The 24,993-nt window shown below is 38.6% G+C and carries 24 protein-coding genes; 19 read left to right on the top strand and 5 right to left on the bottom strand.

What is annotated here, in order from left to right:
• Positions 1 to 859 precede the first annotated feature (859 nt).
• The 14 genes from mioC to QQK09_RS07525 all read left to right on the top strand — a co-directional run bounded on the left by mioC (position 860) and on the right by QQK09_RS07525 (position 13,103).
• Positions 860 to 1,321, top strand: coding sequence for an FMN-binding protein MioC (gene mioC, locus QQK09_RS07460; protein WP_284203502.1), 462 nt, complete (start codon positions 860 to 862; stop codon positions 1,319 to 1,321).
• A 365-nt stretch (positions 1,322 to 1,686) separates the two neighbouring features.
• A complete protein-coding gene (gene mnmG, locus QQK09_RS07465; protein ID WP_284203503.1) occupies positions 1,687 to 3,576 on the top strand; it encodes a tRNA uridine-5-carboxymethylaminomethyl(34) synthesis enzyme MnmG in 1,890 nt (629 codons plus the stop codon).
• Between the two features lie 2 nt (positions 3,577 to 3,578).
• A complete protein-coding gene (rsmG, locus tag QQK09_RS07470) occupies positions 3,579 to 4,205 on the top strand; it encodes a 16S rRNA (guanine(527)-N(7))-methyltransferase RsmG (protein WP_284203504.1) in 627 nt (208 codons plus the stop codon).
• A gap of 22 nt (positions 4,206 to 4,227) precedes the next feature.
• Positions 4,228 to 5,031, top strand: a complete 804-nt coding sequence (locus QQK09_RS07475) for a ParA family protein (RefSeq protein ID WP_284203505.1) — start codon at positions 4,228 to 4,230, stop codon at positions 5,029 to 5,031.
• Between the two features lie 5 nt (positions 5,032 to 5,036).
• Complete coding sequence (locus QQK09_RS07480; protein ID WP_284203506.1) at positions 5,037 to 5,957, top strand: ParB/RepB/Spo0J family partition protein; 921 nt, start codon at positions 5,037 to 5,039, stop codon at positions 5,955 to 5,957.
• Between the two features lie 221 nt (positions 5,958 to 6,178).
• The gene (locus tag QQK09_RS07485; RefSeq protein ID WP_284203507.1) at positions 6,179 to 6,580 is read left to right on the top strand and encodes an ATP synthase subunit I; all 402 of its coding nucleotides are present in this window, start codon (positions 6,179 to 6,181) and stop codon (positions 6,578 to 6,580) included.
• Positions 6,573 to 7,373, top strand: a complete 801-nt coding sequence (atpB, locus tag QQK09_RS07490; protein ID WP_284203508.1) for a F0F1 ATP synthase subunit A — start codon at positions 6,573 to 6,575, stop codon at positions 7,371 to 7,373. The genes QQK09_RS07485 and atpB overlap by 8 nt, the downstream gene beginning before the upstream one ends.
• An 86-nt stretch (positions 7,374 to 7,459) precedes the next feature.
• On the top strand, positions 7,460 to 7,717 hold the full coding sequence (gene atpE, locus QQK09_RS07495; protein WP_284203509.1) for a F0F1 ATP synthase subunit C: 258 nt from the start codon (positions 7,460 to 7,462) through the stop codon (positions 7,715 to 7,717).
• Between the two features lie 39 nt (positions 7,718 to 7,756).
• Positions 7,757 to 8,227: a F0F1 ATP synthase subunit B gene (atpF, locus tag QQK09_RS07500; protein ID WP_284203510.1), complete on the top strand. Its 471-nt coding sequence runs from the start codon at positions 7,757 to 7,759 to the stop codon at positions 8,225 to 8,227.
• Positions 8,228 to 8,238: 11 nt separating this feature from the next.
• Positions 8,239 to 8,772, top strand: a complete 534-nt coding sequence (gene atpH / locus QQK09_RS07505) for a F0F1 ATP synthase subunit delta (RefSeq protein WP_284203511.1) — start codon at positions 8,239 to 8,241, stop codon at positions 8,770 to 8,772.
• A 12-nt stretch (positions 8,773 to 8,784) separates the two neighbouring features.
• Complete coding sequence (atpA, locus tag QQK09_RS07510; protein ID WP_284203512.1) at positions 8,785 to 10,326, top strand: F0F1 ATP synthase subunit alpha; 1,542 nt, start codon at positions 8,785 to 8,787, stop codon at positions 10,324 to 10,326.
• Positions 10,327 to 10,374: 48 nt separating this feature from the next.
• Positions 10,375 to 11,241 carry a F0F1 ATP synthase subunit gamma gene (gene atpG, locus QQK09_RS07515; protein WP_284203513.1) on the top strand — a complete coding sequence of 289 codons (867 nt, stop codon included), beginning with the start codon at positions 10,375 to 10,377 and terminating at the stop codon, positions 11,239 to 11,241.
• A 29-nt stretch (positions 11,242 to 11,270) separates the two neighbouring features.
• Positions 11,271 to 12,668 carry a F0F1 ATP synthase subunit beta gene (atpD, locus tag QQK09_RS07520; protein WP_284203514.1) on the top strand — a complete coding sequence of 466 codons (1,398 nt, stop codon included), beginning with the start codon at positions 11,271 to 11,273 and terminating at the stop codon, positions 12,666 to 12,668.
• A gap of 15 nt (positions 12,669 to 12,683) precedes the next feature.
• Positions 12,684 to 13,103, top strand: a complete 420-nt coding sequence (locus QQK09_RS07525) for a F0F1 ATP synthase subunit epsilon (protein WP_284203515.1) — start codon at positions 12,684 to 12,686, stop codon at positions 13,101 to 13,103.
• Positions 13,104 to 13,228: 125 nt separating this feature from the next.
• On the opposite strand, the gene QQK09_RS07530 is transcribed toward QQK09_RS07525, so the two are convergent.
• Both QQK09_RS07530 and QQK09_RS07535 read right to left on the bottom strand, forming a co-directional pair.
• Entirely contained in the window at positions 13,229 to 13,897 is a 669-nt protein-coding gene (locus tag QQK09_RS07530) for a DUF2161 domain-containing phosphodiesterase (RefSeq protein ID WP_284203516.1), read from the bottom strand.
• 65 nt (positions 13,898 to 13,962) lie between these two features.
• Positions 13,963 to 15,030, bottom strand: a complete 1,068-nt coding sequence (locus QQK09_RS07535) for an MBL fold metallo-hydrolase (protein ID WP_284203517.1) — start codon at positions 15,028 to 15,030, stop codon at positions 13,963 to 13,965.
• A gap of 170 nt (positions 15,031 to 15,200) precedes the next feature.
• Here QQK09_RS07535 and QQK09_RS07540 point away from each other — a divergent pair, with 170 nt between their 5' ends.
• The 5 genes from QQK09_RS07540 to QQK09_RS07560 all read left to right on the top strand — a co-directional run bounded on the left by QQK09_RS07540 (position 15,201) and on the right by QQK09_RS07560 (position 22,097).
• Complete coding sequence (locus QQK09_RS07540; protein ID WP_284203518.1) at positions 15,201 to 15,812, top strand: TetR/AcrR family transcriptional regulator; 612 nt, start codon at positions 15,201 to 15,203, stop codon at positions 15,810 to 15,812.
• Positions 15,813 to 15,846: 34 nt separating this feature from the next.
• Positions 15,847 to 17,406, top strand: coding sequence for a phospholipase D family protein (locus QQK09_RS07545; protein WP_284203519.1), 1,560 nt, complete (start codon positions 15,847 to 15,849; stop codon positions 17,404 to 17,406).
• 75 nt (positions 17,407 to 17,481) lie between these two features.
• The gene (glyQ, locus tag QQK09_RS07550) at positions 17,482 to 18,390 is read left to right on the top strand and encodes a glycine--tRNA ligase subunit alpha (RefSeq protein WP_284203520.1); all 909 of its coding nucleotides are present in this window, start codon (positions 17,482 to 17,484) and stop codon (positions 18,388 to 18,390) included.
• 10 nt (positions 18,391 to 18,400) lie between these two features.
• Positions 18,401 to 20,476: a glycine--tRNA ligase subunit beta gene (gene glyS / locus QQK09_RS07555; RefSeq protein ID WP_284203521.1), complete on the top strand. Its 2,076-nt coding sequence runs from the start codon at positions 18,401 to 18,403 to the stop codon at positions 20,474 to 20,476.
• A 373-nt stretch (positions 20,477 to 20,849) separates the two neighbouring features.
• Positions 20,850 to 22,097 carry a valine--pyruvate transaminase gene (locus QQK09_RS07560; RefSeq protein WP_284203522.1) on the top strand — a complete coding sequence of 416 codons (1,248 nt, stop codon included), beginning with the start codon at positions 20,850 to 20,852 and terminating at the stop codon, positions 22,095 to 22,097.
• A 184-nt stretch (positions 22,098 to 22,281) separates the two neighbouring features.
• Here QQK09_RS07560 and QQK09_RS07565 read toward each other — a convergent pair whose 3' ends face one another.
• From QQK09_RS07565 to QQK09_RS07575, 3 genes are read right to left on the bottom strand one after another with little or no spacing between them, the layout of a single operon-like run.
• On the bottom strand, positions 22,282 to 23,043 hold the full coding sequence (locus QQK09_RS07565; protein WP_284203523.1) for an iron ABC transporter ATP-binding protein: 762 nt from the start codon (positions 23,041 to 23,043) through the stop codon (positions 22,282 to 22,284).
• A 1-nt stretch (position 23,044) separates the two neighbouring features.
• Positions 23,045 to 24,019, bottom strand: a complete 975-nt coding sequence (locus QQK09_RS07570; protein ID WP_284203524.1) for an iron chelate uptake ABC transporter family permease subunit — start codon at positions 24,017 to 24,019, stop codon at positions 23,045 to 23,047.
• Entirely contained in the window at positions 24,012 to 24,989 is a 978-nt protein-coding gene (locus QQK09_RS07575) for an ABC transporter permease (RefSeq protein WP_284203525.1), read from the bottom strand. The genes QQK09_RS07570 and QQK09_RS07575 overlap by 8 nt, the downstream gene beginning before the upstream one ends.
• Between the last annotated feature and the right edge of the window lie 4 nt (positions 24,990 to 24,993).

Raw genomic sequence — 24,993 nt, forward strand, 5'->3', positions numbered from 1 at the left:
CAATTTAAAGTTTAATGTGCAATGTTGTTACCAACACTGCGACTCAATATTACTGACTAAAACTAAGTACTTTTGCAACAAGTGCAATGTACTGTTGTTATTCTGAATTAATGAATTAATTCGTGTGTCATTGATATTGATTCTTTTTGTCCCCTCTTACAAGTAAGGAGGACTATTTTGAAATCTACTATCAATGCTCACACAGATTGTTTGATTAAATTGTTAAAGAGCGTGCCTTTCGGCGAGGTGCGTATAATACGCTACCTGTGAACCTTGTCAACAACTTAATTTATTAAGTTTATCGACTCAAACTCTAGGAGTTTGTTGGTTCCGACTAGGTTAGTGGCTTGCGCCTCAGTCCTTGTCTGTGCGGCGTATTATAGGGAGTTCAATCATATTCGCAAGGGTTTATTAGTGATTATTTCAATAAAATTTCTAAGTGAATAATAAGCGAACAAAGTGGGTGCAATTCATGCAATAAACGGTGCTTTATCGTTATATGAAGATGCAATACCTTATCTAATACCTTCATTAGTCATCATCCAAGCCTCTAACACCTATTCACATTTAGCTTTAAGCCTAGTGCTAAGCATTACCTACCTTTCATAAACCACATAAATGCCATAGATTACTTTTGTTACCAACATCCTTAGTTGAGGTAAATACCTAACTCAATCCATTTAGTGTATTTGAGTCATACACCATTACACCTATTTACTTTCAACTTACACATGGTCGTCCTATTAATAAATACTAATGTTCTTTTGCACCTTTAAGTTGAATAGCTATAGTTCACACCTATCAGTTCCCTAATTTTTTTTTACCTATATAGTAGGGAAAATTTTCAGGAGTAAATAACATGAGTCAAATAGAAATATTAGTAGGTAGCACATTAGGTGGCACTGAGTATGTGGCAGAAGCTGCTCAAGCTTTACTAGAAGAAGCATTTTTTGATACCGACATGCATTTAGAACCAGATTTAAATGAGATGTCTCTACAAGAAGAGCAAATTTGGTTGGTTTTTTTATCAACGCATGGTGCGGGTGATTACCCAGAAAACTTTAAAGATTTTATGGAGCAATTACAGTCTGTAAATGCTCCTTTAGATGGCGTTCGTTATGCATTAGTTGGTATTGGTGATTCTAGCTACGATACTTTTTGTGAGGCAGCCAAAAACTTTGATTATATTCTTGAAGAGATGGGAGCTCAGCGTATCGGAGAGCGACTAGAAATTGATGTTGTTGATCATGCAATGCCAGAAGATCGAATGGCTGATTGGATCCCGCTTTTAATTGAAGATCTAAATGAATTGATCGATTAATAGTAAATAAGTTACCCACAGTCGTTTGTGCATAAAGTATTTATAACTCCTTAATGGAATATGTTTAAACTATGTGTAAACCTGTGGTTAATTTCCTCTGTGCATAACTAGCCATTCTATCCCCTACTTAAACGCAATTAGATCCACAATCACACACAGATCCAGATCTAGTTTAAGATCCTGATCTTTAAGTTTTAATAAGGCTTTTACACAGAATTTCGTTTGCTTAATAAGTATAGTAATAAAAGATCTTTAAAGATCTATATATACTACTAATACTAATGATTCGATCTTAGTAGTGTCATATTTCAAAGGAAGTAGGTAAAATATGTTTTTTATTTTTAACTGCTATTTTGGAATGAACAATGAATTACCACGAACATTTTGATGTGATTGTTATTGGCGGTGGCCATGCAGGAACAGAAGCAGCCGCTTCAGCTGCACGTATGGGTATGAATACGTTATTATTAACACATAACATTGAAACGCTAGGTCAAATGTCATGTAACCCAGCCATTGGTGGCATCGGTAAAGGACATCTAGTGAAAGAAGTTGATGCATTGGGTGGTCTCATGGCTAATGCAATTGACAAAGGTGGTATTCAATTCAGAACCCTTAATTCAAGTAAGGGCCCTGCCGTTCGTGCAACTCGTGCTCAAGCAGATAGATTATTATACAAAGCGGCTATTCGTGAGAAATTAGAGAATCAAGAAAACTTAAAAATATTCCAGCAAGAAGTTGAAGATCTGATTGTGGAAAATGACCGTGTTAGCGGTGTTGTTACCAAGATGGGCGTTAAATTTTCAGCTAAAACTGTTGTGTTAACCGTGGGCACTTTTTTGAATGGTTTAATCCATATTGGTTTAAAAAATTACAGTGGTGGCCGAGCAGGCGATCCTGCTTCTATCGGTTTAGCTGAACGTTTAAAAGATCTTCCAATTCGTATGGGTCGTTTAAAAACCGGTACACCAGCACGTATTGATGCACGCTCAATCGATTTTTCCAAGTTAGAAGTTCAGCATGGTGATACGCCAATCCCTACTTTCTCATTTATGGGTAAAGCAAGCGAGCATCCACGTCAAATTCCTTGTTATATCACCCACACGAATGAAAAAACGCACGATATTATTCGTAATAATCTAGATAGAAGCCCGATGTATACCGGTGTTATCGACGGCGTGGGTCCACGTTACTGTCCTTCTATCGAAGATAAAATCATGCGTTTCGCTGATAAAAACTCTCATCAGATATTTGTAGAACCTGAAGGGTTAACAACACATGAAGTTTACCCAAATGGTATTTCTACTAGTCTACCATTTGATGTTCAAATTGACTTCATTCGCTCAATGAATGGTTTTGAAAATGCATTTGTTACACGACCTGGTTATGCGATTGAATACGATTATTTTGATCCACGTGATCTTAAATCGACGTTAGAAAGTAAATTCATTGATGGCCTGTTTTTTGCTGGTCAAATTAACGGTACAACCGGTTATGAAGAAGCTGCAGCACAAGGTTTATTGGCAGGTATGAACGCTGCCCTACAAACACAAGATAAAGAGGGGTGGTGCCCTCGTCGTGATGAAGCTTACACCGGTGTATTAGTGGATGACCTCTCAACGTTAGGTACTAAAGAACCTTACCGAATGTTTACAAGTCGTGCTGAATATCGTTTATTGCTACGTGAAGACAATGCAGATACTCGTTTAACTGAAAAAGGTCGTGAACTTGGTTTAGTTGACGATATCCGTTGGAAAGCTTTTTCTGATAAACAAGAATCGGTTGAACGTGAATGTCAACGTTTAAAAGGTCAATGGGTTAATCCTAACTCAGTAAATGCTGCGCAGATTAATGAATTACTTAAGCAACCGATGCAACGTGAAAGTACGCTAGAAGCAATGATTCGCAGACCTGAAGTGAATTATAGTGACTTAATGAAAGTGGAAGGCTTAGGTCCTGCGCTTGAAGATAAAAAAGCGGCAGAGCAAGTTGAAATAAAGATTAAATATCAAGGTTATATTGATCGTCAATTAGATGAAATAGCTAAGTTGAAACGCTACGAAGACACTGTATTGCCTATTGAACTTAACTATTCAGATATTAAAGGTTTATCGACTGAAGTCGTAGTTAAACTAAACGAAATTAAGCCAGAAAGTATTGGTCAAGCATCACGAATTTCAGGTATTACTCCAGCAGCAATCTCTATCCTGCTAATTTATTTAAAGAAAAATGGTTTAAAGCGTAAGGCAATATAAAAATGAGTTTATTAGAACAACTTCAAACGATGCTAGCAGAAACTGAGTTATCGATTCCTGCGGATCAACAAAATAAATTAATTCAACTAGTTGAGTTACTTGCTAAGTGGAATAAAGCGTACAATCTCACTTCTGTAAGAGATCCACAGCAAATGCTTGTCAAACATATCATGGACAGTATAGTTGTTTCTCCTCACCTGCAGGGCCAACGCTTAATCGATGTTGGTACAGGACCAGGTTTGCCTGGTTTACCACTTGCGATCTTAAATCCCGATAAACAATTTGTTTTATTGGATAGTTTAGGTAAACGTTTGCGTTTTATTCGCCAAGCAGTGTTGGAACTCGGCCTCAAAAATGTTGAGTTTGTACAAAGTCGTGTTGAAGAATATCAACCTGAAGAAAAGTTTGATGTCGTTTTAAGCCGTGCTTTTGCTTCGTTAGAAGATATGCTCTTTTGGTGTAAACATTTGCCTAATACAAACGGGCATTTCTTAGCACTTAAAGGACAATTTCCTGAGCAAGAGATAAAGATGCTCGATAAGCAGTTTACGTTTATTGAGTCAATCGCATTACAAGTTCCTAACCTTGAAGGTGAGCGTTGTTTAGTAAAGGTGGAGCTTGTTTCATAACTAATTATTTAAGTAGGTTTTTGTGGGTAAAATTATTGCAGTTGCAAATCAAAAAGGTGGCGTAGGAAAAACAACTACCTGCGTCAATCTAGCTGCCTCTATGGCCGCCACTAAGCGTAAAGTACTAGTGATTGATTTAGATCCACAGGGCAATGCAACGATGGGTAGCGGCATTGATAAATATGAAGTTGCCCATAGTGCTTACGATCTTCTGATTGATGAAATGCCATTAGATCGTGTCATAGAAAAAGAGACTTCCGGTGGTTACGATCTTGTGGCTGCTAATAGTGATGTAACCGCTGCTGAAGTAAAGTTAATGGAACTTTTTTCACGCGAGATGCGTTTGCGTAATGCGTTAAAAGATTACAAAGATCATTATGATTACATCTTTATAGACTGCCCCCCTTCTTTAAATATGTTAACAATTAATGCAATGAGTGCTGCTGATTCTGTTTTAGTCCCTATGCAGTGTGAGTATTATGCACTTGAGGGGTTGACCGCGTTAGTCGATACTATTAGTAAGCTTGCTGCGGTGGTTAATGCAGATCTTAAGATAGAGGGAATTTTACGTACTATGTACGATCCACGAAATCGTCTCTCTTCTGATGTTTCTGATCAATTAAAAAAACACTTCGGCGAAAAGGTTTATCGCACTATTATTCCACGCAATATTCGCCTTGCAGAAGCGCCTAGTTTTGGCTCTCCTGTCATGTATTACGATAAATCATCTAGTGGCGCGAAAGCATATCTTGCATTAGCAGGAGAGATGCTACGTCGTGAAGAGCAACATAAAGAAGTCAGCGTAGAAAGCGCCTCAGTAGGATAAAAACCATGTTAGGAAAGAAAAGAGGCTTAGGTAAAGGGTTGGACTCTTTATTAAGTAGCAGTACGGTTAACCGTAATAAACAAGTATCACATGATTTTCATGCAGAAAAAACCCAACAGCTTGTTGATGAAGTTAAAGGTGCACTGCAAGATCTTAATATCGATCAGCTACAGCCAGGGAAATATCAACCTCGACGTGAAATGTCAGAACAAGCATTAGAAGAGTTAGCTAACTCAATTCATGCTCAAGGTATCATTCAACCTATTGTAGTTAGAGAAACCGGTCATCAAAAATATGAGATTATTGCTGGCGAGCGTCGATGGCGAGCAGCTAAAAGTGTAGGCCTAGCAACCGTTCCCTGTTTAATCAAAAATGTTGAAGATCACGCAGCCATTGCCATCGCTTTAATTGAAAATATTCAACGTGAAAACCTTAATGCAATGGAAGAAGCTGTTGCTTATAAGCGTTTATTAGAAGAGTTTGAACTTACTCATAATGAAGTTGCGACTGCTGTTGGAAAATCACGAACGACTGTAAGTAACCTACTTCGATTGAACAATTTAAATACAGATGTAAAGATTTTACTTGAAAAAGGGGCGATTGAAATGGGGCATGCGCGCGCTTTGCTGAGTAGTGAGCCCGAAAAACAATCAGATCTTGCTAAAATCGTAGCGAAAAAAGGATTAACAGTAAGAGAAACTGAGCGACTTGTTAAAAAATCGTATAATAATACAAATGAAGTGAGTAAAGTACCACCTACTGATGAATTTGATTATCTAATCAGTAGCTTTAAAGCTAACTTGGGGTTAAACGTTACTGCCAAGACGAGTAAGAAGGGGGCAGGTAAATTAGTCATTAATTTTGAATCCATTTCAGATTTAGAAAACTTAATGTCAGTTATTGATAAAAAAAATAGCCATGACTGATATCAACTTAAAGTAGTTGTATGTAAAATGTTGCGGGATTAACAATTATTTAATTTATTTCAAAAATAAGATATAAACCGTAAACCTACTCAACAACTGCTGTGGGATATTGCATTAGGGCACGTTGTCGGTATAATTTGCGCATGTTTTAATCTGGGTCATGAAAGTTGTTAAGAAATATAGCTTTTTTGTCACAAATTAAATAATTAAAGGAAATCATAATGGTTGATAAACTAGCAAAAAAAAGTCAGAGGTCTGGACTGAAATTGGTGGCTTTTCAATTGTTACTTGTGCTAATAATAGCATTGGTTTTAACAGTATTTTCTTCCGCTAAATCTGGTTATTCAGCATTAGCAGGTGGAATTACTTTTTGGCTTCCTAATTTAATTTTTGTTTTGATGGCATTTGCGCATGCAGGTGCAAGACAAACTAAAAAAGTAGTTAGGGGGTTTTACGCAGGAGAGGCTATAAAACTTCTTTTAACTGTGCTTCTCTTTGTAGTGTTTTTGAAATATGGATCGTTATCATTAATAGCCTTTTATATTTCGTTTTCATTACTAGTAGTCTCACAGTGGTTGTCGCCTTTCTTTTTTTACAACAACGATGGGATAAAACATGTCTAGTCAAGGTGAAGCTCTAACATCATCAAGTTATATCCAACATCATTTAACAAACCTTACATGGAGTGTTGATGGTGGATGGAATGCTCATGATGCTGGATTTTGGACTTTTCACGTCGATTCTCTGCTAGTAGCAGTAGTTCTCGGTGTATTATTTCTTTGGTTGTTTCGCAGTGTTGCAAAAAAATCAACTGTCGGTGTACCTGGTAAGTTACAGTGTTTCATTGAAATGGTGGTTGAATTTGTAGATGAAAATGTAAAAGATACGTTTCATGGTAAAAATGCCTTGATCGCACCTTTAGCATTAACTATTTTCGCTTGGGTTTTCTTAATGAACCTAATGGATTTAGTTCCTGTTGATCTATTGCCTCACGCTGCGCAAGCTGTCGGAGTTCCTTATCTTAAAGTTGTACCTACAACTGATTTAAACGTAACACTTGGTATGTCCTTGAGTGTCTTCGCTTTAATCATCTATTACACTATCAAAGTTAAAGGGTTTGGTGGGTTCGTAAAAGAACTGACTATGCAACCATTTAACCATTGGGCATTTATCCCAGTAAACTTCCTTCTTGAATCTGTTACGCTACTTGCGAAACCTGTTTCATTAGGTCTACGTTTATTCGGAAACTTATATGCCGGTGAGTTAATCTTTATTTTGATAGCATTATTGGGTTACTGGCAGTTACCACTTCACTTCCCGTGGGCCGTATTCCATATTTTAATTATTGTTCTACAAGCCTTTATCTTTATGATGTTGACGATTGTATATCTCAGCATGGCACACGAAGATCATTAATTAATATTTAGGTATGACATTAATTTTTACTTTTAAGTAATTACTTTTAATCATTAAAACAATTTATTTATATTTGGAGAATTTTCATGGAAACAGTATTAGGTTTTACTGCAATCGCTGTAGCACTTTTAATTGGTCTAGGCGCAGCTGGTACAGCAATCGGTTTTGGTATCTTAGGTGGTAAATTCCTAGAGGGTGCAGCACGTCAACCTGAAATGGCACCTATGCTACAAGTTAAAATGTTCATCGTTGCTGGTCTTATCGATGCAATCGCAATGATCGGTGTTGGTATTGCATTATTCTTCACATTTGCAAACCCATTTGTAAGTCAACTAGTTGGCTAATAACGGATCCTAATTAACTTAAATTATTGAGGAGCTGTTATGAATATAAATGCAACCCTAATTGGCCAAGCTATCGCATTTGCGGTATTTGTTTGGTTCTGCATGAAGTACGTGTGGCCACCACTTTTAGATGCGATCGAAGCGCGTCAAAAGAAAATTGCTGATGGTCTTACACAAGCTGAACGTGCAGGAAAAAATCTTGAACTTGCTCAAGCTAAAGCAACTGAACAGTTGAAAGAAGCTAAAGTGCAAGCTGCTGAGATTATTGATCAAGCTAATAAGCGTCGTACACAAATTGTTGAAGAAGCTAAAAACGAAGGTGAAGTTGAGCGAGATAAAATTATCGCGCAAGGTGAAGCTGAAGTTGAAGCAGAACGTAATCGTGCTCGTGAAGAGTTACGTCAACAAGTTGCTACGTTAGCTATCGCGGGTGCTGAGAAAATCATTAAGCGTTCAATTGATAAAGAAGCGAATAGCGACATTATTGATAAATTGGTTGCTGAACTATAAGGAACTTGGTTATGTCTGAATTGACTACTGTAGCTCGTCCTTATGCAAGAGCCGCTTTTGAATTTGCTGTTAGTAATAATAATATCGAAGCTTGGTCTACGATGTTGTTTTTTGCTGCTGAAGTTGCACAAGATGCAACCATGGCAAACATATTGACACGCGATAAAGCACCACAAGAGTTAGCTAATCTATTTCTTAGTGTTTGTGATGACCAACTCGATGAGAATGGTCAGAACTTGATTAAGCTATTAGCTGAAAATGGACGTTTGAGTGTTTTGCCTCGCGTTGCCCAACTTTATGTAGAATTAGAAACTGAGTATAAAAAAGAGGTCGACGCAAATGTTGTCTCTGCTTATGCACTTTCTAAAACACAAAAAACTGAGTTGAGTAAATCGTTAGAAAAACGTCTCGCACGAAAAGTAAACCTAAATTGTAGTATTGATAAGTCGTTAATTGCCGGAATGGTAATTACAGCGGGTGATTTAGTGATTGATAGCACAGCTAGCGGTCAACTAACTCGTTTATCTAATACTTTACAATCTTAATGGGAAGTTAGCATGCAACTGAATTCCACTGAAATTAGCGATCTTATCAAGCAACGAATTGGAAAATTCGAAGCGGTAAGCGAAGCGCGAAATGAAGGTACAATCGTTTCTGTAAGCGATGGTATTATTCGCATCAACGGCCTTGCTGAATGTATGCAAGGTGAGATGATCGAACTACCAAATGGTAGCTTTGCTATGGCACTTAACCTTGAGCGTGACTCGGTAGGTGCTGTTGTAATGGGACCTTACCGTGACCTTAAAGAAGGTGAAAAGGTAAAATCAACTGGTCGTATTCTTGAAGTACCAGTAGGTAAAGGTCTTCTTGGTCGTGTTGTAAACACAATGGGTGAGCCGATTGATGGTAAAGGACCAATCGAAAACGATGGTTTCTCTCCTATCGAAGTTATCGCACCAGGTGTAATCGATCGTAAATCTGTTGATCAACCAGTTCAAACTGGTTGGAAATCAATCGATTCGATGATTCCAATCGGTCGTGGTCAACGTGAACTTATCATCGGTGACCGTCAAGTAGGTAAAACTGCTATCGCGATCGATGCAATCATTAACCAAAAATCAACAGGTTTATACTCTGTATACGTAGCGATTGGCCAAAAAGCGTCAACGATTGCGAATGTAGTACGTAAACTTGAAGAGCATGGCGCGTTAGAAAATACTATCGTTGTTGTAGCATCTGCTTCTGAAGCCGCTGCTCTACAATACCTAGCACCATATGCTGGTTGTTCAATGGGTGAATACTTCCGTGATCGCGGTGAAGATGCACTGATTGTATATGATGATCTTTCTAAGCAAGCTGTTGCTTATCGTCAAATCTCACTACTGCTTAAACGTCCACCTGGTCGTGAAGCATACCCTGGTGATGTATTCTACCTTCATTCACGTCTTCTAGAACGTGCATCTCGTGTAAGTGCTCACTATGTTGAGACATTTACGAAAGGTGAAGTGAAAGGTAAAACAGGTTCATTAACTGCATTACCAATCATCGAAACACAAGCGGGCGATGTATCTGCATTCGTACCCACTAACGTAATCTCTATTACTGATGGTCAGATCTTCTTAACGACTGAATTATTCAATAATGGTGTACGTCCAGCGGTAGATCCAGGTATCTCTGTATCTCGTGTTGGTGGTGCTGCTCAGTGTAAAGTGATTAAAAAGCTTTCTGGTGGTATCCGTACTGCCTTAGCGCAATACCGTGAATTAGCAGCCTTTGCACAGTTCGCATCTGACTTAGATGAAGCAACGCGTAAACAGCTTGACCATGGTAAAAAAGTAACTGAATTAATGAAGCAGAAACAATATGCTCCGATGTCAGTTGTTGAACAAGCGTTATCACTATTTTCGGCAGAGAAAGGCTTCTTAAATGATGTCGATGTTGAAAAAGTATTAGACTTTGAAGCATCATTAATCTCTTACGCTAAAAATGAGCATGCTGAGTTCTATGCTCAAATTAATGAATCTGGTGATTACAACAAAGAGATCGAAGGACAATTTAAGTCTATCTTGGAATCTTTCGTTGCAACGCAAACCTGGTAATTAATTAACGGCGAAAGCCGTTAGTTGAGCATTAATTAGGAGTTAGAGATGGCCGGCGATAAAGAAATTAGAAATAAGATCGCGAGTGTAAAAAACACTCAAAAGATCACTGGTGCGATGGAAATGGTAGCTGCATCGAAAATGCGTCGTGCGCAACAGCGCATGGAAAGCAGTCTTTCGTATGCCACAACTATGCGCAAAGTGATCGGTCATATCGCATTAGGTAACTTGGAATACCATCACCCTTATCTTGAAGAAAGAGAGATTAAGCGTGTTGGTTATATTGTCATTTCAAGTGATCGTGGTTTATGTGGTGGTTTAAACATTAACTTGTTTAAACCGGTTATCCAAGAGATGCAAGCACACAGTGAAGCTGGTGTTGAAGTTGATTTAGCCCTTGTTGGTTCTAAAGCAACTGCTTTCTTTGGTAATTTAGGCGCTAATATTGTTGCTCAAGCAACAGCATTAGGTGATGCTCCGGCGATTGATGATTTAATCGGTTCGGTAAAAATCATGTTAGACGCTTACGATGCAGGTGAACTTGATCGCTTATACATAGTGAACAATAAATTCGTTAGTACTATGGTACAAGAACCTACAATCAATCAGTTATTACCTCTGCCAAAAGCAGATGATGATCATGAAGTTGCTGCCCATCACTGGGATTACATTTACGAAGGTGACGCTAAAGATATTTTAGACGCATTATTAGTTCGTTATGTTGAATCTCAAGTGTATCAAGCAGTAGTTGAAAACTTAGCGTGTGAACAAGTTTCACGTATGGTTGCAATGAAAGCTGCAACAGATAACGCAAGTGACTTAATTGATGATTTACAACTTGTTGCCAATAAAGCACGTCAATCTGCAATTACTCAGGAACTGTCTGAGATTTGTGGTGGTGCGGCTGCGGTATAATTTTAAATAAAGATTTTAGAGGATCAGAAATGAGTTCAGGTAAAATCGTACAGATTATCGGCGCTGTTGTGGATGTTGAATTCCCACAAGCAGATGTTCCGAATATATACAGTGCACTGATCGTGACTGAAAAAAACCTTACTATGGAAGTGCAGCAACAGATTGGTGGCGGCGTTGTACGTTGTATCGCTATGGGTGCTTCTGAAGGTTTAAGTCGTGGTTTAGAAGTTACTGATACTAAACATGCAATCACAGTACCTGTTGGTACGGCTACACTAGGCCGTATCATGAATGTATTAGGTGAGCCAATCGATGAATGTGGTCCAGTTGAAGCAACTGAACAATACGAAATTCACCGTGCAGCACCATCATACGAAGAGCAATCTTCATCTGTTGATACACTAGAAGTTGGTATTAAAGTTATCGACTTAATCTGTCCATTCGCAAAAGGCGGTAAAATCGGTCTATTCGGTGGTGCAGGTGTTGGTAAAACAGTAAACATGATGGAACTTATCAATAACATCGCACTTAAACATTCAGGTTTGTCTGTTTTTGCTGGTGTTGGTGAGCGTACTCGTGAAGGTAATGATTTCTACTTTGAGATGCAGGAAGCTGGCGTTGTAAACGTTGAAAAACCTGAGTTATCTAAAGTAGCAATGGTATACGGTCAAATGAATGAGCCGCCAGGAAACCGTTTACGCGTTGCCCTGACAGGTCTTACAATGGCTGAGCGTTTCCGTGATGAAGGTAAAGACGTACTTCTATTCATTGATAACATCTACCGTTACACACTAGCCGGAACTGAAGTATCAGCGCTACTAGGTCGTATGCCATCAGCCGTTGGTTACCAGCCAACACTTGCTGAAGAGATGGGTGTTTTACAAGAGCGTATTACCTCTACTAAAACAGGTTCTATTACATCAATCCAAGCGGTATATGTACCTGCCGATGATTTAACGGATCCATCACCAGCTACAACCTTTGCTCACTTAGACGCAACAGTTGTATTATCACGTAATATCGCATCGCTAGGTCTTTACCCTGCAATCGATCCACTTGATTCTACATCTCGTCAACTTGATCCATTAGTTGTTGGTCAAGATCATTACGATGTTGCACGTGGTGTACAAGGTATCTTACAGCGTTATAAAGAGCTTAAAGATATCATCGCTATCCTAGGTATGGATGAGTTATCTGAAGAAGATAAGTTAATCGTATCTCGTGCGCGTAAAGTTGAGAAATTCTTAACTCAGCCTTACCACGTAGCTGAAGTATTCACTGGTGAACCTGGTATTTACGTACCACTTAAAGACACATTAGCTGGCTTTAAAGGGTTAATCGCTGGCGATTACGATGATATACCTGAGCAAGCGTTCCTATACGTAGGTGCAATTGAAGAAGCTGTTGAAAAAGCGAAAAGCTTATAATAGCTGGAGGTTACTATGACTAAAGCAATGACCACACATTTAGATGTTGTAAGTGCAGAAACGTCTCTGTTTTCAGGACGAGTTTCACACCTTTCAGTATCTGGTCAAGAAGGTGAACTCGGCATTATGCCTGGTCACACACCACTACTGACACCCATTAAGCCAGGAATGGTGCAATTGGTGAAGCAAGGTGGCGGTGAAGAAGTCATTTATATCTCAGGCGGTTTTCTTGAAGTACAGCCTGGCGGCGTTACTGTTTTAGCTGATACTGCAATTCGTGGTCAAGATCTTGACCAAGCGAAAGCAGAAGACGCTAAACGTGCTGCCGAAGAGCAAATGTTAAATCCATCTAACGATATTGATTTTGCATTGGTAACTGCACAACTTGCGCAAGCTGTTGCACAGTTACGTGCTATTAAGTTAACACGTAAGTAGGTATTCACACTTTCGTAAAAAGGCGACCTTAGGGTCGCCTTTTTTGTTTTAAGCATCTTGGTAATTTATATTATTAACCTGATCGCGTAATGATCCAACAATGTTTCACATGAAACTTGATGAGACTAAAGCCACTCTGGGAGCTCATTTATACCTTTTTTAGATAACTGATAAACCCCACGTTCAACCTTTTCAAACCAACCGTAATAGTTAGCACTTAAAAATTGTGTTGCTTGCTCCTCACCAATCGCATTTTTTATTTCAGCACCCTTTGCCATCGGTTGCGTCAGTAAATATTGTGCAACACGAATACAGCGTTGACGGTATGCAGTTAACCCGGCTTTAGCACGTGTTGAACCGCCCTTTTGTGTATCCCCGATGCGTTGTTCAAACTCTTTTAATAAGGCACTTTGCTTACGCTTGTTTTTACGTGGCGTGTAATCCTGTGGGTCAAACACCACTTCTACATATTGTGTTGTTTTTTGTACATCAACGATAATTAAGCCAATGCCTAAGCGTTTAATTAATTTTTTAACCTGCTTAGCCTGTTTCTTATAGATGGTGCACTGTTTAGGAACCGCAATATAGATATCATCAGCAACAGAAAAACGATCCACTGCTTGTAATAAGAGGGTGATATTAAGGCTCAATTTAAGCTCGATTACGATCACTTGATCGCCTAGTTTAGCAACAATATCACAATCCTTGATCTCACCTTTTACTTCAAAACCTAATGCTTGAAGGTGGTTTTTAATGGGTTGGTAGAGGTCACTCTCTTTAATTTTTAGGGGCATAATAAATTATCAAAATAATAAAGGTGGTTGATAGTATGCATAATTAAGCGCCCCGATGCTTATATTTATAGCGAAGTTACTTCACTCATCACCACTTCTTTAGGCTCAACCTGTTGTTCCTGATGCCACCAAGCAATACTTTGAGGAATGTTTTGAATGTTGAGGATACTGCCCATAATCGGTGTTGCAAGTGTCACTCCTTGCTCTTCTGCAAGCACACTAATACGTTGCAGTGGTTCGTACCAACTATGAAACGCCAAATCAAAAGTACCATTATGAATTGGCAGCATCACCTTTCCTTGTAAGTCCAAATGCGCTTGCAAGCTTTGCTTTGGTGTCATGTGGATGCCTGGCCAATTTTTATCATAAGCACCGGTTTCAACCATGGTGATATCAAATGGGCCAAAGCGATCTCCGATCTCTTTGAAGCCGGAAAAGTAACCAGAATCACCACTGAAATAGAGGTTACTTGTTGCTGATTGCAACACGTAAGAGCTCCATAATGTTTTATTACGATCCGTTAAGGTTCTGCCAGAAAAATGCTGGGTAGGTGTTGAGGTAACTTTCAGCCCCTGAATTTCAGTGTTTTCCCACCAGTCTAAAGCGGTTATTTTATGCTCTGCCACTCCCCAATCAATCAAATGTTGATCAACACCTAATGGCACAACAAAGTGCTTCACTTTATCTTTAAGTTCTTTAATCGCTGTTTTATCTAGGTGGTCATAATGATCGTGAGAAATAATGACCAGATCTATCGCTTCAAGTTGCTGCAGCTTAATAGGCGGTTGGTGAAAGCGTTTTGGGCCAATAAAAGAAAAGGGTGAGGCACGTTCAGAGAATACGGGGTCAATCAGTATTTTTTGCCCTGCTAACTGCAGGAAGATACTTGAATGACCTAAACGTACTAATACTTCTTCATCGATAGCAATTGTATTTAATTGCTGGGCAGTTAACGATTTTACTGGAATCGCTTCAGTTGGCTTTGGATCAACACGCTTCTCTGCAATTAAGCGATAAAGCATTGTTGTCATAGAGGCATCTTCTGGCATTGCAGAATCTGTATTTACAAAGCCTTTTTCAGCATGATGGGCTTTTGTCTTTGGTGTTGATTGTGCTGTTGATTTGGTTGACATATAGCCTCCTATCACTGAAAAAAATAAAACCAAGAAAATTAAAGTTATACTGATTTTTAACATAACGCCTCACAAAGTAAACTTGCGAGTGTAGTTTATTGGGGTTTGTTTAAAAAGTAAACTCGTTAGTGTAATATGGTTAAAAATAATTTTTATTAAAGTGATAAGCAATGACTCCTCTTAAAGTAACGCGCTCGCAATTGAAGAAAAAAGCGATTATCGATGCAGCGATGCAAGAGTTTCAAGAAAAAGGCTTTCAGCATGCGAGCATGGATAATATTGCGCATATTGCGGGGGTCTCAAAGCGCACGGTATATAACCATTTTACCAGTAAAGAGCTATTGTTTGATGAGATAGCTTCTGAAATGGTTAACATGTTATGTATGTTTGAAAACTTTAAATATGAAAAAAATAAACCGATAAAACCCCAATTAAAAAGACTAGTTGAAGCAGAAATTAAGCTGCTGAAAAGTAAAGAGGTGATGGCGGGCACTAAAGTATTTATCCGTGAAGCGCTTAATAACCCTGCTTTAGTTTCATCAACAATGGAAAAACTGGATCAATATACTTATCCTATCAATACTTGGTTCGTGGATGCGTGTACAGATGGTGTCATCAAAAGTAACCATCCTGAGTTTGTTAGCGAACAGTTTGTTGCGGTCATTAAAGGTTTCTATTTTTGGCCGCAGATGTTGCACTGTTCGCCTTTTCCTGATGATCAAAAACAACAGTTAGTTATTGATATGGTCGTGGATATGATCATTAAACAATACGTCGATTAAGTACACGTTTTCTACTATTTCATAGGGAGTTGAAATGTTTCGTTCATTAATCAGTTTATTGCTGTTTTTTCTGTTAACTGCCTGCAGTAGCCTACCCCAGAACAGCAGCGTCGCAAATTACGCTTTTGAAAAGTCCAGTAATAGCATAATAGAAAAACAGGTTATCAATGCTAATCGACAAGCTGGATTAGCAGATGACGCGGTGACTATGTTGTTATTAGATGACGGCATTGATGCTTTTGTAGCGCGTTTATCATTGATTAATGCTGCGCACAAGAGTGTCGATCTGCAATACTATCTCTATCATTCAGATTTAAGTGGCGGCTTATTAACTGCTGCATTATGGCAAGCCGCTGAGCGTGGTGTCCGTATTAGGTTATTACTTGATGATATGGATATGCAGGGAAAAGATAAAAATTTAAGTGCGTTAAGTAGCCATCCCAACATTAATATTCGCCTATTTAATCCCTTCATTCGCGGAAAAAATAGAGGTTCTCAGTTTGTTACTCAGTTTGGTTCGATTACCCGGCGCATGCATAACAAATCACTGACGGTTGATGGCAGTATCACCATTTTAGGTGGGCGTAATATTGGCGATACTTACTTTGGTGCCGATGATAATATCGTTTTTGGTGATCTCGATGTTGCATTAACAGGGCCCATTGTAGAGGCCGTTTCAGGCTCTTTTGATGAGTATTGGAATCACCCGCTTAGTTACTCTGTTCAATTACTGTCTGATCATCAATGGGATGATCAAACCATTGATTCTATTTCGCTACAGGTAGCTGAGATGCTGGAAACAAAGCAAGACCATCATTATGTAAAAGAGTTAAAAGCGAATAAATTGGGGGAGTTAATCCAGTCTAATGATGTAAAAGTCTATAGTGGAGAAGCCTATTTGTTGGTTGATAGCCCCAATAAAATAACCGCTTCCAGAGACAAAAAAAAGTATCATCTTGCACCGCAGCTCGCACCACATATTAACGCCGTTAAACAGGAGTTAATTATTGTGTCCCCCTATTTTGTGCCGGGAGATGAGGGGCTTGCATTCTTTGCTGAGCTTATTGAACGTGGCATTGAAATTAAAATACTAACCAACTCACTAAAGTCAAACGATGTGATGGTTGTGCATGCAGGTTATTCAAAGTATCGAAAAAAACTATTAAAAATGGGGGTGAAACTCTATGAGATGGACAGCCAGTTACTTACTTCTAAATCTGTTTATAGCAAAGCAGATAATAAAAAATCCTCTATTTGGGGGAAATCTAAGGCTAGCCTACACGCAAAGTATTTTATTATCGATAGGCAGTCGACTTTTATCGGTTCATTGAATTTAGATCCACGTTCTTTTTATGAAAATACCGAGATTGGTGTGATCCTCGATGCACCTGACTTATCAATGTCTGTTGCTGAGCAGTTTGATAGCCTTATTAGCCGCATTGCTTTTGAGCTATCACTACAACAGGGAGATATTATTTGGTCTAAAACGGTAGCCGGTAAAACAACCACCTATCTACATGAACCTTATAGTAGTTGGTGGGAGCGTTTTAAGGTCGGTTTTGTGAGTTACCTGCCTGGCGAGTCACAACTTTAAACTGTTAGTGGTATAGATGCGCTTGAATAGGTATAATATCCACCAATTTTTTATAATCAACTCGAAGCCGAAATCATGCAAAAATTCGATACAAAAACATTCCAAGGGCTGATTCTTGCACTGCAAGATTTCTGGGCTCGCCAAGGTTGTGCAATTGTACAGCCACTTGATATGGAAGTGGGCGCTGGTACATTCCACCCACAGACCTTCTTACGTTCAATTGGTCCAGAGCCGATGAGCAGTGCTTATGTACAACCATGTCGTCGTCCAACAGATGGTCGTTACGGTGAAAACCCTAACCGCTTACAGCACTACTATCAATTCCAAGTCGTGTTAAAGCCATCGCCTAAGAATATTCAGGAGCTTTACCTTAAATCTCTTGAAGAAGTGGGTATCGATACTTCTATTCATGATATTCGTTTTGTAGAAGATAACTGGGAATCACCAACATTAGGTGCCTGGGGTCTAGGTTGGGAAATTTGGCTAAATGGCATGGAAGTAACGCAGTTTACTTATTTCCAGCAAGTTGGTGGTTTAGAGTGTTCACCTGTTACTGGCGAGATCACTTACGGCCTTGAGCGTCTTGCAATGTACATTCAAGATGTTGATAGTATTTATGACCTAGTATGGACAGATGGTCCAATGGGTAAAGTGACTTACGGTGATATATTCCATCAAAATGAAGTTGAGCAATCAACGTTTAACTTTGAGCATGCTGATGTAGATGCGTTATTCCCACAGTTTGATCAATGTGAAAAAGATAGCCAAAAATTGATTGAAGCAAACCTTCCTTTACCTGCTTACGAGCAAGTGATGAAAGCATCGCATATCTTTAACTTATTAGATGCGCGCCATGCAATCTCTGTGACTGAACGTCAGCGTTATATTTTACGTGTACGTGCATTATCAAAAGCAGTTGCTGAAGCTTATTACGCGAAGCGTGAAGAGCTTGGTTTCCCACTTTGCAAAAACTTAGATAAATAGAGGCTGCCGAATGTCACAACAATCACATGAAAATTTATTGATTGAGCTGGGAACCGAAGAGTTACCACCGAAATCATTACGCCAACTTGCAGAGTCTTTTGCTAGCAATGTTGAAGCTGAATTACAAAAAGCTGATTTTTCTTTTGAAAAAGTTAGTTGGTTCGCATCTCCACGTCGTCTAGCGATAGTGGTTGCTAACTTGGCTGCTTCTCAAACTGATAAAGTTGTTGAGAAACGTGGCCCTGCTGTTACGGTTGCTTTTGATGCAGAAGGTAATGCAACTAAAGCCGCTCAAGGCTGGGCTCGCTCAAACGGTATTACTGTTGAGCAAGCTGAACGCTTAGTAACAGATAAAGGTGAGTGGTTACTGTTTAAAGCTGAAGTTAAAGGTAAAGCTGCTGCTGAAGTGATTCCTACCATCGCTGCAGACGCACTCGCTAAATTACCTATCCCTAAACCAATGCGTTGGGGCGCTACAACGACACAATTTATTCGTCCTGTTCATACAGTTTGTATGTTATTTGGTAACAAATTAATTCAAGGCGAGCTATTAGGCATTGAATCTGATCGTACGATTAGAGGTCATCGTTTCCTCGGTGAAGCTGAATTAACCATTAATCATGCTGATGAATATGAAGCTCTACTTGATGATAGCGGTAAAGTTATTGTTGATTACGAACGTCGTAAAGCGATCATTCGTGAGCAAGTTGAAGCATTAGCTGCTCATGAAAATGGTGTTGCTGCAATTGATGAAGACTTACTTGAAGAAGTAACTTCATTAGTTGAATGGCCTGTGACATTAGTGGGTTCATTTGAAGAGAAATTTTTAGACGTACCTTCAGAAGCGCTTATATACACAATGAAAGATCACCAAAAATACTTTCCAGTATTAGATAAAGAAGGCAAATTATTACCACGCTTTATATTTGTTTCTAACATTGTAAGTCGTGATCCAGCACAGGTAATCGAAGGTAACGAAAAAGTAGTACGTCCTCGTTTAGCTGATGCAGAGTTCTTCTTTGAAACAGATAAAAAGAAAACACTAGAAAGCCGTTTAGAGTCACTTTCAACCGTACTTTTCCAAAAGCAATTAGGTACGTTAAAAGAAAAATCTGAACGTATTGCGAGTGTTGCAGCAACTGTTGCTGAAAAAATAGATGCTGATACTAAAAATGCAGCGCGTGCTGGTCTATTGTCAAAAACAGATTTAATGACTGAAATGGTTGTTGAGTGTCCAGATGTTCAAGGCATCATGGGGATGTATTATGCTCGTTTTGATGGTGAAGCTGAAGAAGTTGCAATTGCATTAAATGAGCAATACCTTCCCCGCTTCGCAGGCGATAAACTGCCAACATCTTTGGTTGCTTGTGCTGTTTCTCTTGCTGATAAATTAGATACACTTGTTGGTATTTTTGGTATTGGCCAAGCTCCAAAAGGCGCCGCTGACCCGTTTGCACTTCGTCGAGCAGCGATTGGTCTGCTACGTATCATTAAAGATAAACAGTTAGATCTAGATATCATCGACTTAGTTGAAATTGCTAAAGTACAATATGCTGATAAATTAACTAACGATAATGTAGTTAATGATGTTGTTGATTTCTTGTTTGCGCGTTTCCGTGCAACTTATCAAGCAAATGGTTTCTCGGCTGAACTGATTCAATCAGTACTTGATCGCCGTCCTACTAAACCTGTTGATTTTGAAAAACGTATTCAAGCGGTTGCTAAGTTCCAAGAGCTTCCTGAAGCACAGCCAATTGCTGCAGCAAATAAACGTATTTCAAATATCCTTGCGAAAGTAAAAGGCGAAATTAACGCTGATGTTGATGCAACTTTATTTGAAGAAGACGCTGAAAAAGCATTAGCTGAAAAATTAGGCTCTCTAGAAAGCAAGCTAAGCCCTTTATTTTTAGACGGAGACTACGAGGCTGCCTTATTCGAACTTGCTTCTCTGCAAGCTCCTGTGGACCTATTCTTTGATAACGTAATGGTTATGGCCGAAAATGAAGTGGTTAAGCAGAATCGTTTAGCACTTTTAAACCGTTTACGTAATTTGTTCTTACAAGTTGCTGACGTTTCGGTTTTATAAAAGTGGAGTTTACCGATTAGGTAAACCTATTTTATGATCAAAAAGCTCAGTTTTTACTGAGCTTTTTTGTATCCACTTTAAGAATAATGTTTCACGTGAAACACTATTCTTAAAATGGATTGATATGGATTTAGGTGTTAGTCATTAGTTATTGGTTTGAAGCTGTTGTTTGACAGCGGGAAACTGATGTTGTCTCATTTTGAGCTAACAGCTAACAGCTAACAGCTAACAGCTAACAGCTAACAGCTAACAGCTAACAGCTAACAGCTAACAGCTAACAGCTAACAGCTAACAGCTAACAGCTAACAGCTAACAGCTATTTATCATGTTTCACGTGGAACAATTTTTATAAATTAGATTTTTAGGAAAGAAAATGCCCTACTCAATATTTGGAAATAAATTTACTCAGCACTCTGGTATAACGGAATTAATGGATGATCTGAATGCAGGTGTGCAAGGTGGAGATGATATTCTGATGTTAGGTGGTGGCAACCCTGCTTCTATTCCTGAAATTCAAACACGTTTAACTGAGTTAATGCAGGAATTATTAGATGAGGGAAACTTAGTTAATACCCTTTCAAATTACGATGGCCCACAGGGGAAAAACAGCTTTATTGATGCTTTAGCAACACTGTTTAACGATCTTTATGATTGGGATTTAAGTGCTAAAAATATCATGCTTACCAATGGTAGTCAGAATGCATTCTTTTATCTGTTTAACCTGTTAGGTGGTAATTTTAGCGAAGGTAAAAAGAAAAAAATTCTATTTCCCCTCGCGCCAGAATACATTGGTTATGCAGATGCGAGTGTATCTGAAGATGCATTTGTTGCTGTTCGACCTAAAATTAGTGAGCTTGAAAATGGTCTATTTAAATATAACGTCGACTTTGATGCATTAGAAATTGGTTCTGATATTGGTGCAATGTGTGTTTCACGCCCAACGAACCCAACGGGTAATGTACTGACTGATGAAGAGATCATTCATCTTGATCAACTTGCTAAAGAAAATAATATCCCTTTAATTATTGATAATGCTTATGGCACCCCTTTCCCAAATATTATTTTTGAACAGGTAACTCCGTTTTGGAATAACAATACAATCCTCTGCTTAAGTCTTTCTAAGTTTGGTTTACCTGGAGCTCGATGCGGCATTGTTATCGCTAATCCAGCTATTATTAAAGCAATGTCAAATCTTTCAGGCATTATGGCATTATCTCCGGGTGGTATTGGTCCAGAGATTGCCCTGCCGTTAGTTAAAACAAAAGAGATACTAACGCTCAGTGATGAGGTGATTAAGCCCTTTTATTATAAAAAATCACAGCAAGCTATTACACTTTTACAGCAACAGATAAGCACACCAAATTTTAAAATTCATAAAGCCGAAGGCGCCCTTTTCTTATGGTTATGGTTTAAAGACTTACCGATTAGTTCGAACGAGCTTTATAAACGTTTAAAAGCGAAAGGACTGTTAATTGTATCAGGACACTATTTCTTTCCTGGTTTAGAACAGCAGTGGCAACATACGCAAGAGTGTATTCGCGTTAACTATGCACAGGATGATGAGGTTGTTAAACGTGGCATTGCTATTCTTGCTGCTGAGATTAATGCACTTTATAAATAATCAGTTTAAAGCGACATGTTTCACGTGAAACAGATCCAATAAATTTGATACGGCAGAATGAAGGGTCACTACAGGGATGCTGTGGTTAAATTGGTTAGCTCGTTTATATCTGATGAACAACGAGCTAGTTAATGAAAGAAAAGTGCTTAGGGTTGGCTGAAAGCGTTGTTACATAACGTGAGTCTTAATGTCCATAGTATAAACAGATTCGCTTGCCGTTGACCTGTTGAATTTCAAATGGAATCTGATAGATACTTTCCATTATCCCCTTCTCAATGACCTCTTCAACTTTACCGCTTTTAATCACTTCACCTTGACGCATCGCGACGATATTATCTGAATAAGAAGAAGCAAAGTTAATATCGTGGATTACGATCACAACCGCTTTATTAAATTGGTGCGCTAGTTTGCGTAGTATTTTCATGATCTCGACCGAGTGTTTTATATCAAGATTATTCAATGGTTCGTCTAAAAATAGATAGTCTGTATCCTGTGCAACGGTCATGGCGATAAAAGCCATTTGTCGTTGCCCACCACTGAGTTGATCTAAATATTTATCCTTAATATGTTCGATATCTAAGTGTTGTAATGCATCGTTAATAATACGCTGATCATCATCGGTTAAGCGACCTTGGCTATGAGGAAAGCGTCCAAAGGCAACTAATTCTTCAACGGTAAAACGCATATTAATATTATTAGATTGGCGTAATACAGCGAGGCGTTTAGATAACGCTTTACTATTCCATTCTGATAATGGCTTGTCTGCAATTAATACTTCACCGGCATCGCTGTCTGTTAAGCGACTGACCATTGATAATAGTGTACTTTTTCCTGCCCCATTGGGGCCGATAATTGACGTTACTTCACCTAATGGAAATAAGGCATCCGCATTGGTTACTACATAGTTACTACTGTACTTCTTAGATAAACCAGAAACTTTGATCATGTTAGCTCAACTTGTTACGCATTAATAAATAGAGAAAATAGCTGCCACCGGCAAAGTTAATAATGACACTGATAGTGGTATCAAAAGAGAACACTTTTTCAATTAAAAATTGTCCTCCAACTAATAGGACGACGGATAATAAACTGCAGGCGAGCATTAAAAAACGATGCTGATAACGATTAAACATTTCACGCGTTAGGCTTACGACGATTAAACCAAAAAACAGTACAGGGCCAACCAGCGCAGTAGAAACGGCAATCATAATAGTTAATACCAGCATGACTCGGATGGTGAGTTTTTGTGTATCTACGCCAAGACTTTTAGCATTATCAGCACCTAACCAAAGTACGTCGAGTGTATTTGATATGCGATATAAATAGAGAAAACAGATTGCGAGGGGAATAATAGACCAATAGACAAGATCGCTATTTACGTTATTAAAACTAGCAAACATACTGTTTTGTAATACTGCAAATTCATTCGGATCAATCAGCATAGTAAAGAAGCTCGTCACACTGCTAAACAAACTACCGCAAACAATACCGATTAATAACAAGGTAAATACATTACTGTTTTTACGCTTGAAGTAGAGACCAAATAAGAGCAATGAAAAGCCAATCATGATCAGTGTGGATAGTAAAAAATTAACTATCGGATCACTAAACCACATGCTCATACTGCCAAATGCCACCACAATAATCACTTGAATCATTACATATAAAGAATCAAAACCAAGAATAGATGGCGTTAAAATTCGGTTATTAGTGATGGTTTGAAACACCAATGATGAGACTGATATTGCAATGGCGGCTAAGACAATCGCGAGTATTTTAGGTACTCTCAATGAAAGGAAAAATGAGTAGTTATCGGCATTTAAACCTTGGCCAATAAATAGCGCGATAATAATAATAGCGGCAACTGATAATAAAATAATTTTAAGGCGATCAGCTAACTTACCCTTCAAAGCGTTAAGCATTAGATTTATCCTTAAGCACTAACATAATAAATACGGCACCACCAAAAACACTGATAATCATCGATATTGGCATCTCATAAGGGAAGATAATAACGCGGCCAATTACATCACAAACTAACACCATAATAATTCCCCAGTAAGCAACCCAAGGAAGATTACGGCGCATATTATCACCCATGAATAACGCTACTAAATTGGGTACTATCAAACCAAGGAACGGAATAACACCAACAATCATCACCACAGCAGAGGCTAACATCGCAACGATAATAACGCCGATTAACACTATTTTTGTGTAATCTAGACCTATGTTTTTAGCAAAGCTTTCACCGACACTAGCAGCACTAAACTGGCTCGCATAATAATAAGCAATGATGCAGGCAGGTAGCGCTAAATACAAAAACTCGTAATTTCCTTGTAATACTGAAGAGAAATTGGCAACAGTCCAAGCAGACATGGTTTGAACTAAGTCGAAACGGTAAGCGATGAAGGTGGCTAATGCAGAGATAACATTGCCATACATAATGCCGATTAATGGCACTAACATGGTATTTTTAAATTTTAAGGTTTGCAGAAAACGTACGAAAATAAGTGTGCCTGCAACAGAGAAAGCAAAAATAACAGATAGATTTAGCCACTGACTCGCGCCACTTAAAAATACTAAGCTGACGATATAACCGAGCATGGCACAATCAATAGTGCCGGTGGTTGAAGGTGAAGCAAAACGGTTTTGACAAACCTGTTGCATAATCAAACCAGCAACACTTAAACCTGCCCCTGCTAAACAGATAGCTAATAAGCGTGGTAAACGACTGGAGAAAAGAATGGTTTGGCTTTGTGGATCGCCACTAATTAAGTTGTAGATATCGATATTAGCGATACCAACAAATAATGAAAGGCCCCCTAATATTAACAACCCAAATGTTGCGAGTAGTTTGTTTAAGGTAAAAAGTTTTTTCAGGTTTAACATGGGT

This window comes from Psychromonas marina, assembly GCF_030161115.1.
GTDB classification, from domain to species: Bacteria; Pseudomonadota; Gammaproteobacteria; order Enterobacterales; family Psychromonadaceae; genus Psychromonas; species Psychromonas marina.

Bases quoted from the DNA above. Each gene is read 5' to 3' on its own strand.
- atpA (WP_284203512.1), top strand. From the start codon at position 8,785: ATGCAACTGAATTCCACTGAAATTAGCGATCTTATCAAGCAACGAATT.
- atpE (WP_284203509.1), top strand. From the start codon at position 7,460: ATGGAAACAGTATTAGGTTTTACTGCAATCGCTGTAGCACTTTTAATT.
- atpH (WP_284203511.1), top strand. From the start codon at position 8,239: ATGTCTGAATTGACTACTGTAGCTCGTCCTTATGCAAGAGCCGCTTTT.
- QQK09_RS07545 (WP_284203519.1), top strand. From the start codon at position 15,847: ATGTTTCGTTCATTAATCAGTTTATTGCTGTTTTTTCTGTTAACTGCC.
- QQK09_RS07575 (WP_284203525.1), bottom strand. From the start codon at position 24,989: ATGTTAAACCTGAAAAAACTTTTTACCTTAAACAAACTACTCGCAACA.
- QQK09_RS07525 (WP_284203515.1), top strand. From the start codon at position 12,684: ATGACTAAAGCAATGACCACACATTTAGATGTTGTAAGTGCAGAAACG.
- atpF (WP_284203510.1), top strand. From the start codon at position 7,757: ATGAATATAAATGCAACCCTAATTGGCCAAGCTATCGCATTTGCGGTA.
- atpB (WP_284203508.1), top strand. From the start codon at position 6,573: ATGTCTAGTCAAGGTGAAGCTCTAACATCATCAAGTTATATCCAACAT.
- atpG (WP_284203513.1), top strand. From the start codon at position 10,375: ATGGCCGGCGATAAAGAAATTAGAAATAAGATCGCGAGTGTAAAAAAC.
- QQK09_RS07540 (WP_284203518.1), top strand. From the start codon at position 15,201: ATGACTCCTCTTAAAGTAACGCGCTCGCAATTGAAGAAAAAAGCGATT.
- QQK09_RS07485 (WP_284203507.1), top strand. From the start codon at position 6,179: ATGGTTGATAAACTAGCAAAAAAAAGTCAGAGGTCTGGACTGAAATTG.
- glyS (WP_284203521.1), top strand. From the start codon at position 18,401: ATGTCACAACAATCACATGAAAATTTATTGATTGAGCTGGGAACCGAA.
- mioC (WP_284203502.1), top strand. From the start codon at position 860: ATGAGTCAAATAGAAATATTAGTAGGTAGCACATTAGGTGGCACTGAG.
- QQK09_RS07530 (WP_284203516.1), bottom strand. From the start codon at position 13,897: ATGCCCCTAAAAATTAAAGAGAGTGACCTCTACCAACCCATTAAAAAC.
- QQK09_RS07535 (WP_284203517.1), bottom strand. From the start codon at position 15,030: ATGTCAACCAAATCAACAGCACAATCAACACCAAAGACAAAAGCCCAT.
- QQK09_RS07570 (WP_284203524.1), bottom strand. From the start codon at position 24,019: ATGCTTAACGCTTTGAAGGGTAAGTTAGCTGATCGCCTTAAAATTATT.
- rsmG (WP_284203504.1), top strand. From the start codon at position 3,579: ATGAGTTTATTAGAACAACTTCAAACGATGCTAGCAGAAACTGAGTTA.
- QQK09_RS07560 (WP_284203522.1), top strand. From the start codon at position 20,850: ATGCCCTACTCAATATTTGGAAATAAATTTACTCAGCACTCTGGTATA.
- QQK09_RS07480 (WP_284203506.1), top strand. From the start codon at position 5,037: ATGTTAGGAAAGAAAAGAGGCTTAGGTAAAGGGTTGGACTCTTTATTA.
- atpD (WP_284203514.1), top strand. From the start codon at position 11,271: ATGAGTTCAGGTAAAATCGTACAGATTATCGGCGCTGTTGTGGATGTT.
- glyQ (WP_284203520.1), top strand. From the start codon at position 17,482: ATGCAAAAATTCGATACAAAAACATTCCAAGGGCTGATTCTTGCACTG.
- mnmG (WP_284203503.1), top strand. From the start codon at position 1,687: ATGAATTACCACGAACATTTTGATGTGATTGTTATTGGCGGTGGCCAT.
- QQK09_RS07565 (WP_284203523.1), bottom strand. From the start codon at position 23,043: ATGATCAAAGTTTCTGGTTTATCTAAGAAGTACAGTAGTAACTATGTA.